The 16,444-nt window shown below is 39.2% G+C and carries 17 protein-coding genes; 10 read left to right on the top strand and 7 right to left on the bottom strand.

Annotation, left to right across the window (positions count from 1 at the left end; all coding sequences use genetic code 11):
- Positions 1-231 precede the first annotated feature (231 nt).
- Positions 232-1,020 carry an LCP family protein gene (locus tag AC1TO4_RS17765; protein ID WP_482106376.1) on the bottom strand — a complete coding sequence of 263 codons (789 nt, stop codon included), beginning with the start codon at positions 1,018-1,020 and terminating at the stop codon, positions 232-234.
- Between the two features lie 754 nt (positions 1,021-1,774).
- On the opposite strand from AC1TO4_RS17765, the gene AC1TO4_RS17760 reads away from it, so the two are divergent.
- Positions 1,775-2,356: a branched-chain amino acid aminotransferase gene (locus tag AC1TO4_RS17760; protein WP_482106372.1), complete on the top strand. Its 582-nt coding sequence runs from the start codon at positions 1,775-1,777 to the stop codon at positions 2,354-2,356.
- A 74-nt stretch (positions 2,357-2,430) separates the two neighbouring features.
- Positions 2,431-3,315: a TRM11 family SAM-dependent methyltransferase gene (locus AC1TO4_RS17755; protein ID WP_482106375.1), complete on the top strand. Its 885-nt coding sequence runs from the start codon at positions 2,431-2,433 to the stop codon at positions 3,313-3,315.
- Positions 3,316-3,469: 154 nt separating this feature from the next.
- Here AC1TO4_RS17755 and AC1TO4_RS17750 read toward each other — a convergent pair whose 3' ends face one another.
- Complete coding sequence (locus AC1TO4_RS17750) at positions 3,470-4,855, bottom strand: leucyl aminopeptidase family protein (protein ID WP_482106371.1); 1,386 nt, start codon at positions 4,853-4,855, stop codon at positions 3,470-3,472.
- A 321-nt stretch (positions 4,856-5,176) separates the two neighbouring features.
- Here AC1TO4_RS17750 and AC1TO4_RS17745 point away from each other — a divergent pair, with 321 nt between their 5' ends.
- Positions 5,177-5,851, top strand: coding sequence for a DNA alkylation repair protein (locus AC1TO4_RS17745; RefSeq protein ID WP_482106370.1), 675 nt, complete (start codon positions 5,177-5,179; stop codon positions 5,849-5,851).
- Here the strand turns inward: AC1TO4_RS17745 and AC1TO4_RS17740 are convergent, their stop codons facing one another.
- Entirely contained in the window at positions 5,852-6,250 is a 399-nt protein-coding gene (locus AC1TO4_RS17740; protein ID WP_482106369.1) for a hypothetical protein, read from the bottom strand.
- A 213-nt stretch (positions 6,251-6,463) separates the two neighbouring features.
- On the opposite strand from AC1TO4_RS17740, the gene AC1TO4_RS17735 reads away from it, so the two are divergent.
- Together AC1TO4_RS17735 and AC1TO4_RS17730 are read left to right on the top strand one after the other, a co-directional pair.
- Entirely contained in the window at positions 6,464-6,787 is a 324-nt protein-coding gene (locus tag AC1TO4_RS17735; protein WP_482100058.1) for a PadR family transcriptional regulator, read from the top strand.
- Positions 6,780-7,808, top strand: a complete 1,029-nt coding sequence (locus tag AC1TO4_RS17730) for a DUF4097 family beta strand repeat-containing protein (RefSeq protein ID WP_482106368.1) — start codon at positions 6,780-6,782, stop codon at positions 7,806-7,808. Before AC1TO4_RS17735 ends, AC1TO4_RS17730 begins: the two co-directional genes overlap by 8 nt.
- 256 nt (positions 7,809-8,064) lie before the next feature.
- Here the strand turns inward: AC1TO4_RS17730 and AC1TO4_RS17725 are convergent, their stop codons facing one another.
- Both AC1TO4_RS17725 and AC1TO4_RS17720 read right to left on the bottom strand, forming a co-directional pair.
- Positions 8,065-8,568, bottom strand: coding sequence for a DinB family protein (locus AC1TO4_RS17725; protein ID WP_482100060.1), 504 nt, complete (start codon positions 8,566-8,568; stop codon positions 8,065-8,067).
- Between the two features lie 97 nt (positions 8,569-8,665).
- Complete coding sequence (locus AC1TO4_RS17720; RefSeq protein WP_482100061.1) at positions 8,666-8,899, bottom strand: hypothetical protein; 234 nt, start codon at positions 8,897-8,899, stop codon at positions 8,666-8,668.
- 107 nt (positions 8,900-9,006) lie between these two features.
- Here AC1TO4_RS17720 and AC1TO4_RS17715 point away from each other — a divergent pair, with 107 nt between their 5' ends.
- Together AC1TO4_RS17715 and AC1TO4_RS17710 are read left to right on the top strand one after the other, a co-directional pair.
- Positions 9,007-10,332 carry a M28 family peptidase gene (locus AC1TO4_RS17715; protein WP_482106367.1) on the top strand — a complete coding sequence of 442 codons (1,326 nt, stop codon included), beginning with the start codon at positions 9,007-9,009 and terminating at the stop codon, positions 10,330-10,332.
- A gap of 60 nt (positions 10,333-10,392) precedes the next feature.
- Positions 10,393-10,839, top strand: a complete 447-nt coding sequence (locus AC1TO4_RS17710) for a YaiI/YqxD family protein (protein ID WP_482106366.1) — start codon at positions 10,393-10,395, stop codon at positions 10,837-10,839.
- 229 nt (positions 10,840-11,068) lie between these two features.
- On the opposite strand, the gene AC1TO4_RS17705 is transcribed toward AC1TO4_RS17710, so the two are convergent.
- Positions 11,069-12,073, bottom strand: coding sequence for an LLM class flavin-dependent oxidoreductase (locus AC1TO4_RS17705; RefSeq protein ID WP_482106365.1), 1,005 nt, complete (start codon positions 12,071-12,073; stop codon positions 11,069-11,071).
- Positions 12,074-12,205: 132 nt separating this feature from the next.
- Here AC1TO4_RS17705 and AC1TO4_RS17700 point away from each other — a divergent pair, with 132 nt between their 5' ends.
- Positions 12,206-13,285, top strand: a complete 1,080-nt coding sequence (locus AC1TO4_RS17700; RefSeq protein WP_482106364.1) for a type III polyketide synthase — start codon at positions 12,206-12,208, stop codon at positions 13,283-13,285.
- A gap of 12 nt (positions 13,286-13,297) precedes the next feature.
- Positions 13,298-13,831: an isoprenylcysteine carboxyl methyltransferase family protein gene (locus AC1TO4_RS17695; RefSeq protein WP_482106374.1), complete on the top strand. Its 534-nt coding sequence runs from the start codon at positions 13,298-13,300 to the stop codon at positions 13,829-13,831.
- A 94-nt stretch (positions 13,832-13,925) separates the two neighbouring features.
- On the opposite strand, the gene AC1TO4_RS17690 is transcribed toward AC1TO4_RS17695, so the two are convergent.
- Positions 13,926-15,221, bottom strand: a complete 1,296-nt coding sequence (locus AC1TO4_RS17690) for a hemolysin family protein (protein ID WP_482106363.1) — start codon at positions 15,219-15,221, stop codon at positions 13,926-13,928.
- A gap of 949 nt (positions 15,222-16,170) precedes the next feature.
- Between AC1TO4_RS17690 and AC1TO4_RS17685 the strand changes: the two genes are divergently transcribed.
- Positions 16,171-16,377 carry a hypothetical protein gene (locus AC1TO4_RS17685; RefSeq protein WP_482100067.1) on the top strand — a complete coding sequence of 69 codons (207 nt, stop codon included), beginning with the start codon at positions 16,171-16,173 and terminating at the stop codon, positions 16,375-16,377.
- The last annotated feature ends 67 nt before the right edge of the window (positions 16,378-16,444 follow it).

Genomic DNA, 16,444 nt, shown 5'->3' with positions numbered 1-16,444 from the left:
TCATACACAGCCTTATATGAAGTTCGTGTTCCTCAGACCGGAGGTTTGCCGCTCGCTTCCTTCAGATTCCACGTCGCCATGGACACCCTTGCGTTAAACTAACTGTTACTTCTGCCTTCACAGTTCGGGACTTGCACCCTACAGACTACGCCCATGCTGGGCGCACGCAAAAAAACGCGCACGTGTTAATAACACATGCGCGTTTTCCGATTTAACTTTCTATTCAACTTTTTATTGATTGTACTCATTTTTGTTATCTTCAGGTTCACTTTCATCTAGCGTTGTGTCATCCGTATTGCCTTCTGATGATAAGAACTCCTGTAGTGCCTGTTTGTTTTTTTCAAAGTCAATACTAAGAACCTCTCCCACGTCAACACGTTCATTTTCAAACGAATTTGCAACAGGAATTCTTAACGACTCCATCTCTTTAGATTTACCTTTGAGTAAGCCTTTCCCAATCGTTAGTAGCGTTCTGTTATCAACGTTTGTTTCAACGTAAGGATTTACAACTCCAAGTAACTTAGGTATTTTCATTAAACTATGAACACTCACTGCTTGTTCTTTCAATTTAGACAATGCTTCTTGTTGTCGTTCTACTCGCCCAAAATCACTATTGATATCGTGACGGAAACGGACATATCCCAACAGCTGCTCACCAGATAAAACTTGTTTTCCCGGCTGTAGTGTCATTCCGATACCATGAGACATTGCATATGGTATATCCACTTCTATTCCGTCAGGAGCAATAACATCTACAATTTTTGGGAATCCCGAAAAGTCAACGATTGCATAGTATTGAACATCTACATCAAAATTCTGCTTAATCGTTTTTCTAACAAGTTCCGGACCTCCAATTGAAAACGCAGAATTTATTCTCTGTTTTCCGTGACCTGGAATTTCCACATATGTATCTCTCATAATGGAAACGACTTTCACTTCATTCGTTGTTTGATTGTAATGAGCAATCATTAAAGAATCTGATCGTGCATCCTTCTCATCGCCTCGAGCATCACTACCCATTAACAGGACATTAATCTCACCAAATTTCGAATCCGCGCCTTCGAATTCATCAAAATTTGTTTCATCATCCTTTAGCAAGCCACTGTTTGCTAGTGACAAACCGCTAGAGTATTGATAAACCCCATAGCCAATTCCTAGTAACACCAACAATCCAACTACTAAAAAGAACTTTTTGAGCCCTTTATGCTTCTTTTTTCTTCTATCGCTTCTTTTCATATATAGATCCACCTATCATTTACCTGTTTGTTAGTTATTTGATAAAGTATTCATTGTTAATTGTACAGCAATCGCGTCTTCCAAGTAACCTATTGGAAAAATCTGCAATTTAAAGTCATATATATGCTGACCTGTTTCAGGAGATTCGATTTCTTAGAAGCAGTTTTGAACCATTTTCATTAACCGCGAAACCAGAAGCTTCAACTAATTGAGTCAAAGGAACTTTCAGACTGTCAGCGAATTGTTTTAAACATGTCTGCTGTCATGGGTGATGCTCCTATCTATAATACTTGGTATGTATTAGTACAGTTCGCACATGATGAATTGTATAGATGCATTGACACTTTGTCAACGCTAATAATCTTAACAATGTTAATTCAGTTTTCTTCAACTTATTAGTTATTTCTTATAAACCTCTTGTGTATTAATCACACATAATGCCAGTTACAAATTCGAAGCCGAACAGTCCAATTTAGGATATACTACTATATAAGAGGATACCATTTTAATTTCTCTTCAATGAAGGAGATGACTGATTGTGTTAAAAAAACAGATGGATAAGTATATTACAGAAAATACGCTTGATAGTAAAATTGAGTTATTTGAAATTGATCAACAGTATGTAGAGAAGCATCAATTGATACCTAGTGATGTAACAGTTGTTGAGAAAGACTTTAAATTCAGTGCTATCGAACGATGTGTTAAAGAAACGGAAAATTTAATTCGTGAAGAAGATCAGTCCTTTTTAAATGAGCATATTCTATACTTAAAAAGTCATCTGAATGAATTCGTTTACTTAGAATCAAGTGCTTTTGAAGTCATTCGAGTCGATGCGGTCGTACTTGAATTTGATGAAGTTTTTGAAACGTATACCGCTTTATTTGGACTGAAATTGCAAAAGAAATACGGCGATGATATGAAAGCATATCTCGACACACACTTAAATGGAGATGGCACGAAATACAGTGTGATGTTTTCGAGTGAAGACGGACTTTGGGATATGAACTTTGCATTAGACTACGTAGATGGATTTAGTGAAGAATTGTCATTTATAGAGATTCTACAACTAATGTACAATTTTATATTTAATTTGGTTGAGGCTATGGATGATACGCAGTGAAGGATGGGAAATGAGTGAACGATTCGAACTTTCTATACACATATACGCAACATACTGATGAGCATGATCTGTGTATGCTCGAAATGAGATCTTTTTTCGGTTTTGATGTACCTTCCACTGCATTGATAAGTTCGATTAAAATCTATCCTAGCCGAAGTGCATTCATGAAAGAAAGACTGGAAATTATTTATGTTGGTGACAGTCTTGAAGAAGTTTCTCGTCAAGTCGAACAGTATGATTTAGGTGAATCTACATTTAGAGTTGTCTGCTTAAATACGACCAACCTTGATACAACTACTAAAATTGGACATCCTGAACGTCGGAAAATCGAACGTGAAATCGGACTGCGTATCAATGGCACCCCTGATTTAGTGAATTCTCCCGAAAAGTCATTCGGCATCGTCCTATTGAATGGCAAATGGTATTTTGGGAAGCATGTCGAAAGTGAATCTGTCTGGTTTCTTCATCAGAAAAAACCGCATATGTATTCTACTGCGCTAAGTACACGTGTTGCCAGGGCAGTTGCCAATATTGCAGTGCCTCATCCTGAAGGGATTCGAGCAATCGATCCTTGTTGTGGGATTGGAACAGTTTTAGTTGAAGCACTATCAATGGGCATTAACATCGTCGGCCGAGACATTAACCCGCGCGTCGTTTTAGGTTCTAGAAAAAACATCGTTCATTTTGGACTCGAGGGCAATGTAGAAATCGGACCTATTGCAGAAGTCGTTGACAACTATGACGTCGCAATCATTGATATGCCTTATAATTTATTCACGCATATTACACCAGGAGAACAGCTGGATATATTAATAGAGTCACGCCGTTTCACTAAAAAAGTTGTTGTCGTGACGATTGAAACGATTGATCATATGCTTGAAGAAGCCGGATTCGTTATCGTCGATCGTTGTGTTGCTAAAAAGGGACATTTCATCAGACAAGTATTAGTTTGCGAATAATGAAAGTGCCTTATCCCTTTTGGTGAGTTCATCATTTGATTCATAAAAAGACGGATTTAGCGCTGATTGCTGATGTGTATTTCCAGCCACATCTCTACTACTTAGACTTTGAATAAGGAAAAAGAAAGTGCCCAGTATAACTGAGCACTTTCTTTCATTTTGAGATATGCGTTGTAAAGTCAGCCAGTAACCGCGCACCATACCCTGTAGCAGATTTAGCATAATAGCCTGATGCGCTGGTTTTACTCATCATCCCCGCCATATCAACATGCAGCCATTTACTCTCTTTCGGTACGAAACGGCGTAGGAATAATCCCGCTGTAATCGAGCCAGCCCCGCCAAGTGAACTGATGTTATTCATATCCGCATAATCACTGTCGAGCGACTTATCGTATGCTTCGACTAATGGCATCGGCCAGATGAAATCGCCATTTTGATCACCGATTTTTTTCATTTGTGCAGACAGTTCTTCATCACCGAATACGCCTCCTAGTTCAGTTCCGAGTGCATTGACGATTGCACCAGTCAGCGTAGCGATATCCACGATGTATTCCGCTTTCCATTCACCTGCACGAATGAGTGCGTCTGCTAAAATGAGGCGACCTTCTGCATCCGTGTTACCCACCTGCACTGTCAAACCATTTTTGTAAGTGATAACTTCACCGGGCAAAACAGATGTGTTATCCGGCATGTTTTCCACGATTGGAATCAATGCCACGACATTCACTTTTGCATTCGACTTTGCCAACAATGTAAGAGCACCAGAAACAGCAGCTGCCCCACCCATGTCCATACGCATGTCGCTTAAATCTTTGCCGCTCTTCAAGCTGATGCCGCCTGTATCGAACGTCACGCCTTTACCCACAAGTGCAACAAGCGGTTTCGAAGCGTCGCCTTTGTAGATGAGTTCAACAAATGAAGGTTTGTAAATACTACCCCGAGCAACTGTCAGAACCCCGTTCATTCCCATTTCCTCAAGGTTCTTTTTGTCTAACACATTGACTTCGACATTTGTGCCTTCAAAATTTTGCTTCAGTACTTCAGGAAACGTTTCAGGATTCAAAACGTTCGATACTTCATTCATTAAATCACGTGAAAATGCTGTTGCTGCCGCACGAATTTTTCCCACTTCAACGAAAGGCTTCGCTTCGTCGCCTGTTATATGGAGTTCAGTTTGGAATGGTGTGACTGCTGATTTATAGGTTACGAACTGATAAGATCCCAATTCCCATCCTTCTGAGAAAGCTGTCAGAATGGATTCTTTATCCAACACAGTAAATGAATTTGAAAGTTCCACACCGTCCACTATTGCTTTATCCACTCTTTGAGCGGTTACATCGCGTGCGATATTACCCGCTGTAGCACGGACTTTTTCGAGTGTCATCTCTTTTTCTTTGCACTTTTTCACAATGATATAATGCGTTTCTCCAATTAATACAGAACAATGTCCTGCTTTTTGATTGGCAACAAATTGGTTGACTGTGGCATTATCTGAAACAATTGGATTGCTCGAAAAAATAACTTTTACTTCAATAGTCATTCATTTTCCCCCTGGGTAAATTATTTCGACTTCTAAAATAGTTTACCATAAATTATTCCATTTCGCAGAATTTTCTTTTATCCAAAAGAAAGAGGGTAAGACTTGTGAATGAACCATAATTAAAGATAAGAGAAACCATTTCAGCCCATTTTTTCCATTACGCCAATCGCGCATTGAATAACGCGAGTGTTCCTCAACCTACGTAGTAACTCTCGTTTTTCATTTGAGTGACTCCAAACGATTTTGAATGTATTTCTGTCTAAAGGCTGCATGTATGTGAGTATGTTACACTTTAATTAAAACTTCTGGGAGGTAGCTGGATTGAAAAAAGCGTGGGATCATAAAGGAATTATCGAGAAATTTGAAGCGAATCGAAACACTGAACAGGCAGGACCAATGGTGGCTTATTTGAAAAACCATTTTCCTTTCCTTGGTATTAAAAGTCCACTTCGCAAAGTATTATTAAAGGAACAGTTTTCCGAATTCTCCTTACCTGAACGTGGGGAACTTTTTGTTGAAGCATGGAAACTGTATAATCTTCCAGAACGTGAGTATCAGTACGCAGCTATCGCGCTTATTGATAAGTTAAAAAAACAGTTATCAATAGATGACTTCCCTGTTTTAAAGGAGCTAATTGAGTCTAAATCATGGTGGGATAGCGTAGATTCGATTGCCCCTTCTCTCGTTGGTCATGTAGTGAAAATCAATCGTAAATATGGAGAAAAAGTGATGCTAGATTGGTCTCTTTCAGACAATATATGGACTAACCGTTCTGCGATTCTCCATCAACTAAAATTCAAACAAGAAACAGACGCAGATTTGCTTTTTAGAATCATTCAACAGCATTCTACTTCAAAGGAATTCTTCATTCAAAAATCGATTGGCTGGGCATTAAGGGAATATGCCAAAACAGATCCAGATCTTGTGATGTCATTTGTTGAAAAACATCCTCTAAAACCGCTTAGTAAGCGAGAAGCGCTGAAACATTTTAAATGATTATGAGGTCTTTTCAAATTTCAAGATACTTTCTTCCGGTGTAATCGGTTTTGTATCGTCTTCTACTACAAAATCCGTATACCGAGGTATTTCCACATATTGAATCGGTTTACCTGCTTTACTAAAAATAATAGTATTTATATCATCACGGATTTCCATATTGTTCAGGTTTTTGGCGCCAATTAGCTCCTTTATCGCTTGATTAGTCGTATAAGGCCGGATAATGAATGCTTTGTCCCATATGAAATCCGTCATGTTATTCAAGTTGATTTCCACCGCTACTTTTTCATTCATTATGGAGATAATATCTTTTTCGAGTTCTTTATTGTGATGAGGCTTTCCCTGACTACAACTTGTTAGTAACAGTACAGAAAAGATTATCATTAAGACTTTCTTCAACTTATCACCCCCTCGGTATTATCATTTAATCAACTGCTATCATGTACTACGTTTCTCCCTAATGAAAGTTCCGTTGCTAAAATGGGATTCACTTATATAATTTTTATATCGGTACCTTGTAGTGAACAATACCATATGATATATTGGTGTCATTAAGTACATCGCATGGTATGGTACTATTCATTGATTAATAGCGAAAGGAGACGAAATTAAGTGAATGTGCAATTTAAAAAAGGTGTGTTGAATTTGTGTGTGCTTGTACTGCTGGATAAACAAGATCGGTATGGATATGAACTCGTGCAGAAGATTTCGGATCAAATATCCATTTCAGAAGGGTCAGTATATCCTTTACTGCGTCGATTGACCAAGGAAGGTTATTTTACAACTTACCTGCAGGAATCGACGGAAGGTCCTCCCCGCAAGTATTACAAATTGACGGATAGTGGCCGGGATTATCTTCATGCACAACTGGCTGAATGGAAAAACTTCACGGATGGCGTGAATACATTAATCGAGGAGGGCGTTATTAATGACTGAAAATCAATTTATTGTTGAACTTCAAAATGCTTTAAAAAGGCTACCTGCAGAGGAACTGAACGATATTATTCTAGATATCCGAGAATACTTTACAAATGGACGTGAAGATGGAAAATCAGATAGTGAAATTGCTGCTTCCTTAGGAGCCCCTCAAACTATTGCTGAAGAATTGCAAGCTTCCCATTCGTTCTCTAAAAATGAAGTAGAAGTGACACCAATAAATAAAATGATTACAATTTCAGATAACCATTTTAACAATATCGATATCAATGTTAAATATGGGTCAATTGTGGTAAGTCCATCCGACAGTTCGGTTACCACAGTTGAATTGGTTGGTTGGGATGAGAAATTGCAGCTGTCGGCTGAAGTTATTGAAGACACATTGTTCATCAGACTCAAAGGTTTGCGTCACTGGTTATTCATGCTTCATTTCAATTTTAAGGCAGTGACTCTAAATGTCATGATTCCAATTAAACTTTATCAAAAAATTGCTATGAAGACGGATAATGGACGAATTACCGCTAAGAAACTGCTTGCCAAGAAAATCCAAGCGAAGACTGATAACGGAGCAGTCCATTTAAAAGAAATTGCAGCAACGACATTGAATGCTGAAACGGATAATGGGCGAATTGAAGTCGATAAAGCACAAGTTGAACAGATAACAGCGAAAACGGATAACGGACGGATTGAAATGCGCTATGTAGATGCGGTCAGTATTGCAACAGAAACGGATAACGGGCGAATCGTTTTGGAACATGTATCAGGATCCATTGTCGGAAGTACGGATAATGGACGAATTATCGTTCAAACAGATAGTATTGATCGAAATATGGATTTACGAACAGATAACGGAAGCATCCTTATTGAATCAAGTGAAAGCGCGAAAAATGTTACAATACATGCGAAGACGAGTCATAGCGGAATTGATGTCTTTGGAGAACGGAATTTACGGACGGTTATCGGTGCCGGAGAGCATACGATTCGTTTAAAGACCGATAATGGACGGATTACGGTTAAGTAAGTATGGATATTGTTGGTTAGCGGTGGGTTTTGGATTGTTGCTGAGCGAGTTTTGAGCGGTCCAGGTACAGATTCGAGCGGTCGGTAATACTCATTGCCCCCAATGCGGCTAAAGTAACCCACAAATATACTAGGCAAATATTTTATTTCTCTCTTTATAGTTCAATATAAAAACCTTTGTCAGATACGTATACCCCCCAATAATTAAAAGAAAAGCTGCTCAATCATCAACTGATTTTGAGCAGCTTTTCATATATTTAGACTTTAGGAGCTTCTCCGCCAAACTCTGCCCACTCTTCGCGAGACGGTCCATATACACCCGGTACACGTAAACCTGCTTGTCTCATAAGAACAGTCATTTGACCACGGTGATGCGTTTGGTGTGCTATTAATATATTTAGGACGGTGCCAATCGTCCACTGCTCTCCATACATATCTTTCTTTTCATGCAAAATATCGTCATTCCATTGTTCTTTTATTGCCGCAACCATCGTATTGTTTGAAGAACGATAGGCATCTGCAATATCAGTAGCTTTTCCTGGAACAGGAGCGTCATGGGGAGTCGCATCAAATTCAAGACCTGTACGCGATACCATCTCGTCAAGTGTTGTAACGAGATGCCAAGCAATTCTACCGAGCGTGCGATCTTCAGGTGATACTTCTTGTCGAAGTGATTCATCTGTCAATGTGTCTAGAATCTTTTGTGTAGAGCCACTTTCATGACCCCAGTTAACAAGAAATTCTTCAATTGTTTTAAACATCTACAGCGCCTCCAAGTTATATACTAATTATCTTAAGGACCATTCGACATGTGATAGTCGTTTTCCTTTGTTTTCATTAACAAAGAAGCTGTCTCTTTTAGCTATTTATGGATGCCGATGTCTTATCATCATTCATATTTTTATAATTTTGTTCGCCTACCCGCCTGACGATTTCCTCTTCAGTTAGAGGGGTACTAGCTGAAGTGGCATTGTTGTCTTTATCATTATCCAACTCAACATGCTCATATCTTGCGTTTTTAGCATCTGTATGGCGCCCATATCCTTCCGATTCTTCACGTGTCATTCGCGCATCTTCTGGTTTTTTAAACATTCAGTTCACTCCTTCCACTTTAGCCTTTTTGTAACTATTCCCTTACCTGTTTATATTGAAACTGAATGGTCATGCTATAATTTCCTTAATCAGATTGGAGGAGTCCTATGATTTTTAAAAAAAGGCTATTCTCTTTACTACTCGTATGTATTGTCCTGTTAACAGCCTGTTCATCTAAAACACAGGTCGTGGAAAGTCCAGAGTTCAGTCAAATGCATATTGACTTTAGCAATAATGTAAACGTTAATAACATTTACGCTTCCCTAAAAGAATTATCGTTAGAACCCCGTGTTGCAGGCACGAAATCTGAACTGCAAGCGGCTACTTTTATAACAGCCCAACTTAAAATGGCTGGTTATGAAGTTGAAGTTCAACCTTTTGAGTTTGAGAGATATATCATGCCTAAATTTCACAACATTGTCGTTGAAGGGTTTGATGGCACGCTCTCACCTTCTCCGTTTCAATACTCAGTTGACGGTCACGCCAAAGGACAATTGATTGACGTGGGCCATGGTTTAAAAGCCGACTATAAAAAAGTGGACGTAGTAGGAAAAATTGTACTTGTTGCGGTTAAGGATACACCTTTCTACGAACTCGTTTTACTAGCAGCAGATTCCGGTGCGGAGGGAATCATTCTTTATTTCCCTGATGAGTCGGAGATTGATAACTGGTCACTCGGCGATGAACATTATGACGATTTCATTCCTGCGCTTGCTCTAAATTATGAGGAAGGTACAAAACTTGTAAACTTAGTTAAAACTAGCAGCCCTATCAATGCGGAAGTTAAAATTGGTGGTGCCTCTATTCAAATAGAAGAATCGCAAAATTTGATAGCTACTAAACAACCTGTTTCCGAAGTCAATGATGAAATTGTATTAATTGGTGCCCACTATGATTCTGTCGCAAATGCACCCGGTGCGAGCGACAATGCTAGCGGCACAGCAGTTGTCTTAGAACTTGCACGGTTGTTCAAAACCGTTCCAACAAATAAAGAAATCCGTTTCTTACTTTTTGGCGCTGAAGAAGAAGGATTGTATGGGTCTAAAAAGTATGTGAATGCGATGTCTCCTAGTGAAATTAAGCGCTCTGTCGCAATGTTCAATCTTGATATGGTTGGAAGTGCTTATGCCGGAGATTTAACCATTCAAACGATGGATGGATCGGATAATACTGTTACAAAAGCCGCAAGTAAAGCGAATGAACAACTCTATGGAGACCCTATCGAAACTGATTTTGGGGACAGAAGTGATCATGTTCCATTTCATGATGCGGGAATCGATGCAGCGCTGTTCATTTATGATCCTGTTGAAGAATGGTATCATACTCCTGAAGACACAATTGAAAAGTTAAGTAAGGAACGTCTACAAAACGTTGCGAAAATCGTCGGTTCCTCCGTTTTTGAATTAACTTTGCCAGACGTATATAGAGAATGACAAGTTGAAGGTTCTTTTTTAGAAGAATTACGCATAAGAAAGTATAAAGGGGGACGTCCCATGACGACAATTCTTATCGACGCGGATGCATGTCCGGTTGTAAAAGAAACGATTCAAATAGCAGGGACCTTCGGATTCCGCTGCATCCTCATTTGCGATACGACACATGAAATGCATCGCGAAGGGGCCGAGACGATAATAGTCTCTAAGGGAGCAGATGCAGTCGATTTTGTTCTTGTAAATCGTGTGCAAAAAGATGATATTGTCGTTACACAAGATTACGGTTTAGCTGCTATGGTCCTAGCAAAAAAAGGGCATCCAATCGATCAAAATGGACGCCTTTATACAGAGGACAATATCGATCAGCTATTGTACGCCCGCCATACTGCACAAAAAGTCCGAATGGCTGGCGGACGCTTACGTGGTCCAAAGAAACGCTCAAAAGAGAGTGATTTGAAGTTCGAAGAGAGTCTTAAAAAGTTATGTACACAACTTGTAAACAAATAAGGTAAACAAACGCTATCTAAGTATTTTATCAGATGAAAAAAACGTATGTAACACTAAAAGCATCGCAATTTTGCGGTGCTTTTTAATAATGTTGTATAAAAATAATTATGACTTGTGAATAACATAATATTTAATCCCAAAAATTACAAAGCACCGCCTAAGCAATGCTTTTTCCTAAGTTAGTCATCTTTCGTACAAGTTATGCGTACGCTAATGTATGTACATTCGTTCAGATAAGCATCTCATTGGCAATCAATTCATAAGACCTTAGCTTATCCTGAAAGTCATATGCAATCATCACAAGCATCACTTCATCCGCATTGTACTCTTCTGCAATCTTTTCTATTTCTATTCTGACCATTTTAGGTGTACCTACAATCATCCGTTTACGATTTTCTAAAACACGTAGTTGTTCAAAATGACTGTATGGATATGCAAGCGCCTTTTCGGGCGAAGGTGTGCCTTTGGAGCGCATGCCCTGTTCTAGCATAATCCTGGATAAATCAAGTGAAGAGATGATCCGTTCGGCTTCTTCTTCCGTTTCTGCACAGGCAAAAAAGACAGCAACTGCTTGTTTAGGTTTTTGCAAATATACGGAAGGCTGGAACTTTTTGCGATAATGATTCGCGTATGCGGGACCGCCTTCTCCGTTAATGAACTGTGCAAACATATAGGGTAGACCTTTTTCAGCGGCAAGAAAGGCAGAGCTTTGACTCGATCCTAACATCCAAACGGGCGGTACCTCTTCCGTTATAGGTGTGGCTTTCAAGCCATAGTATGCGTGTTCGGCTGGGATAGAATCGTTCAAATACATCAGTAAGTCATCCACTTGTTCCGGGAATTTATTGACATCCCGATAGTTTCCATTATGCAAGGCATATGTCGCTCGCGGCATCCCACCCGGAGCGCGCCCAACGCCCGCATCAATCCGACCTGGAAAGAGTGCTTCAAGGAGTTTGAAATTCTCTGCAACTTTGTACGCGGAATAATGAGGCAGCATAACACCTCCCGTTCCGAGTCGGATTTTAGAGGTTACAGAAGCCAGATGAGCGATTAGTATTTCCGGTGACGATCCCGCTAGTGTTGTCGTGTCATGGTGTTCGGAAACCCAAAAACGAGTATAACCCCATTCTTCGGCTTTTTGTGCAAGTATTGCTGTCTGTTTTAATGATTCCATAGCGTTGCTACCTTCAGATATCGGTGATTGATCCAAAATACTTAGTTTGATGGTCATTGTATTCCCTCCAATCATTATGTCACCATTTTACACGAAGTATAGTAGCTAGATGGTAGGGACGCTCAAATAAGACGTTTGACAAAGTCAAATTCAGGTAATATGTATTAGATAATGAGTGGGAGGTAACCTATGCCGAAAATTATTTCAGTTAGTACTTTCAAACCCCCGCATGAAGTAATACAAGAACAGGCAGTTGAACTGACCCGTTCTCTTTTTAGTGAGAAATACAAGGATATAGAAAGACTATTAAATGTATTTCAAAATGGAGATATCGAGACTCGCAATGTATGCATGCCCATTGAATGGTATGGCAAAGAGCATGACTTTGAAGAGCGCAATAACTTATATATTCAACATGCGGTCGACTTCGGTGTACAAGCCGTACTATCGTGCCTTCAAGGAAACGGCAAGCTCGACAGTCCTATTGAACCGTCTGTGATTGACGCCATTTATTTCATTTCAAGCAGCGGAATTTCAACTCCAAGTATTGAAGCACGCATCATGAATAAGATCCCTTTCCGTGATAATGCAAAACGTATTCCTATCTGGGGACTGGGTTGCGCTGGTGGCGCGGTGGGGATTAGCAGAGCTTATGAATATTGCCTTGCATACCCTGAGGCGAATGTCCTCGTACTCTCTGTTGAATTATGTAGTTTGACATTCCAAAAAGACGATTATTCAAAAAGCAATTTGGTAGGTGTGTCGTTATTTTCCGATGGGGTTGCTTGTGCGTTGGTTTCTGGAGAGAAATCGTCGGTAAAGGTTACTAAAGCAATGCCTAAAGTGATTGCCACTACGTCAAAACTGATGCCCAATTCTGAGGAGGTCATGGGCTGGGATGTGAAAAATACTGGGCTCTATGTTGTTTTCTCAAAAAGCATTCCTGCTATCATCACAAATTGGCTCGGCCCTTTCGTTCATGAATTTCTCAGTGAACAAGGACTTACTAAAGACAATATTACACATTTCGTTGCACATCCTGGTGGTAAAAAAATACTCGAAGCTTATGAAACCGCACTTGGGTTTGATAAAACTAAAACGGATATCTCGCGCGACGTACTGCGTCAAAATGGCAATATGTCCTCACCAACTATTCTCTACGTTCTAGAAAAATTCATGGAAAACGAACCTGTCGCTGGTGATTATGGATTGATGGCTGCTCTTGGGCCAGGATTTTGCGGTGAATTGCTACTATTGAAATGGGAATGAGGGTTGATGCTAATGTTATTTCCGATTGTCATTTCAATTGTCATCTTACAGCGCCTCATCGAACTTTTTATCGCGAAGCGCAATGAAAAATGGATGCGCAGTCAGGGGGCATTTGAAGCGGGTGCTGCCCACTATCCCGTAATGGTATCTATGCATATCGTTTTTTTTATTTCACTCCTGGCAGAGGTCTTTTTGTTCGAAAGAGCGTTGTCTCCACTATGGATTATATTTCTCGTCATTTTTCTAATCGCACAAGCGGCAAGAATCTGGTGTCTTACTTCACTCGGGAAGTTTTGGAATACGAAAATCATCATCCTACCAGGTGCTACTGTTGTACAAAAAGGGCCTTATAAGTGGGTACGTCATCCGAATTATATAATTGTCGCTACCGAACTTCTCGTCCTTCCACTACTGTTCAGCGCATATTTAACAGCAATAGTCTTTTCTCTGTTGAATGTATGGATGTTGTCGGTGCGAATTCCTGCGGAAGAGAAAGCATTGAAGGAATCAACAAATTATAAAGAGACCTTTTCACTGCACGATTAAACCATTCCTCTAAACAACAAAAACGCTGATGAGAATTCATCGGCGTTTTTGTATCCCTGTTCATTTATATGGTCATTTACAAATAGAAATTCTATCAACTTTTCTGTATTTCTATATAGTGTATTTGGTGCCCTTCTAGTTCATTGAGTATAAAAATGAAGCCGTCTTGCTCAATCCGTTCTCCTTCTTTAAGATCGGAACTCTGTGTTAAGAACCATCCGCCAATCATATCCACCGTATCCATTTCTAGTGATATCCCAAGCAAATCATTGATTTCTTCTATCAACACTTTACCGCTGACGATATAATGGTTCTCTGAAATCCTTGTGATTTCCGCGATTTCATCTGCATCATATTCATCGTGTATATCCCCGACGATTTCTTCAAGGATGTCTTCGATTGTTACCATTCCAGCCGTGCCGCCATATTCATCGATTACAAGCGATAATTGGGACCGTTCATTTTGCATTTTTTTCAGAACTTCATCGATTGGCAATGTTTCGATTGCCATTGGTATTGGATGTAACAAGTCTTTAATGGAGAATGTCTGTAACGACGAGCGATCGCCGAGGGTGAAGTATAGTAAATCCTTACTGTTGATGAAACCTATGATATTGTCTATATCCCCCTCGTAAATGGGATATCGTGTGTATCTTTCCTCTTGGATTGTATAGGCGACTTCATCGAAAGAAACATCTGAGGAGAACGTTACCATTTCAGTCCGTGGCACCATAATCTCTTTTGCAATTCGGTTGTCGAACTCAAACATTTTGTTGACATAGTTCAGTTCGGACTGGTTAATTTCTCCGCTTTTAAAACTGTCTGACAAAATGAGCCGTAACTCTTCTTCCGTATGAGCAACTTCGTGTTCCGATGCTGACTTAAAGCCGAATAGACCGATAAGCAAACGAGCTGATCCATTCAACACAAAAATAAACGGAAACATTAATTTATAGAACCACATGATTGGTTTAGAAAAAAGCAATGTCAGTGCTTCTGCTCTTTGGATCGCAATAGTCTTCGGAGCAAGTTCCCCCACTACAACATGTAGGAAAGTGATGAAGACAAAGGCAATGACAAAGGAAAGAATCTGAGAGACAGATGGATCTACAGCGAACCTTTCGAACAAAGGATGTAGCATTGTCTCTACCGTCGGTTCACCAAGCCATCCGAGCCCTAGAGCCGTAATTGTAATTCCTAATTGGCAGGCAGAAAGATATTCGTCTAAATGAGTCGTTACATGTTTTGCAGATAGAGCCCCTTTTTTACCTTCTAAAACGAGTTGGTCAATTTTTGAACTTCTAACTTTCACTAATGCAAATTCTGTTGCTACAAAGAATGCTGTTAAAGCGATAAGTAATGCGACTAATACTAAGTTTATTATTTCCATTATGATAACCTTACGTGATGCAAGGCTTCCACCTCCATAAATGATTGTTTGCTACTATCGAGTATTGAATTATACATGTAATTGGTATATAGCTTGAAATACCGGAAAAGTATTATGAGTAATACTTTGATTATTTGAAGCATTTTCCCGATTAACTCATTTCACTAAATCCAAAACTTCTTGAAGCTTAGTTAATATTAGGAGTGCGTTCTCCAACATCCGATTATTAGAATTAAGAATCGGATGTTTTTGACAGGGGAACCCTTATCCTTTCATATGTACGATTTTCTGTAATAGATCAACATCAGAAAGTTCAAAAAACGATTACCTGTGTCGGAACGTGACGGTTTTAAAGGATTCAAGTTTGTATTATCATCAATTCCCCGTTTGGATACAGCTGCACTACCGGCTAATTCCGCAATTTTTAGTTTATCCTTCCCAATAGGCTCGCCTCCAAACTCTCACGTGATGCTTCTAGTTTACCATTTTCATGTAATAATATATGTATCCTGAACAAACAATTTTATAATGTTCGTTAAATATACAAAGTTCTTAATTGATATACCCAAAAATTCACCTAAATATGTCTTAAAATATGGCTGGCTAATTGAATGGATGTATTTAAGCATGATTCTTATGGAAGAGTCGTCATTTCTCATGATTAATGGTTAAAATCATACGACTTCAACACACAACTTTGAAATAGATTTAGCCTTAGCTTTACATTGTCGAATAAAATTAGGAAATCTAGGCAAAGATTTTATAAAGTAGTAAAATATATGAGCGTAATAACTGCAACTTGCTATACCGATCTTTTTATTTACGTTAGTCACGCTACTTTTACAGTAATGAAGCGGCCCCAACATAGGATGAAAGGCGTGAAATAAATGAGTAGAAAAACGACTATACATCAGCATTTCGTATCAAAAAAGAAAAATAGGTTCTACAAATGAACAATGATTTAGCCATCACATATTTATACTCGATACTTTTCTTTTTTGGAACAAGTCTATTGGTATGTACTGCGCTCTATAGCGTATACGGCACATTTAAAATGTCCTTTGTGTTTGTTTCTATTTCAGGTGGAGGTATTCCAGGATTCATTGCGGGGGCAGCATTGGATTGCAGAATTGCAGAGAAACGAAGTCTAGAATAATTTGTGCAAAAAGAATACGCTATTGCTTGTATTTCCCTTCGATCATAATTCCACACCAAAAAGAGCA

This window comes from Sporosarcina sp. Y838 (assembly GCF_056786515.1).
This window is presented reverse-complemented; position numbering and strand designations above follow the sequence as displayed.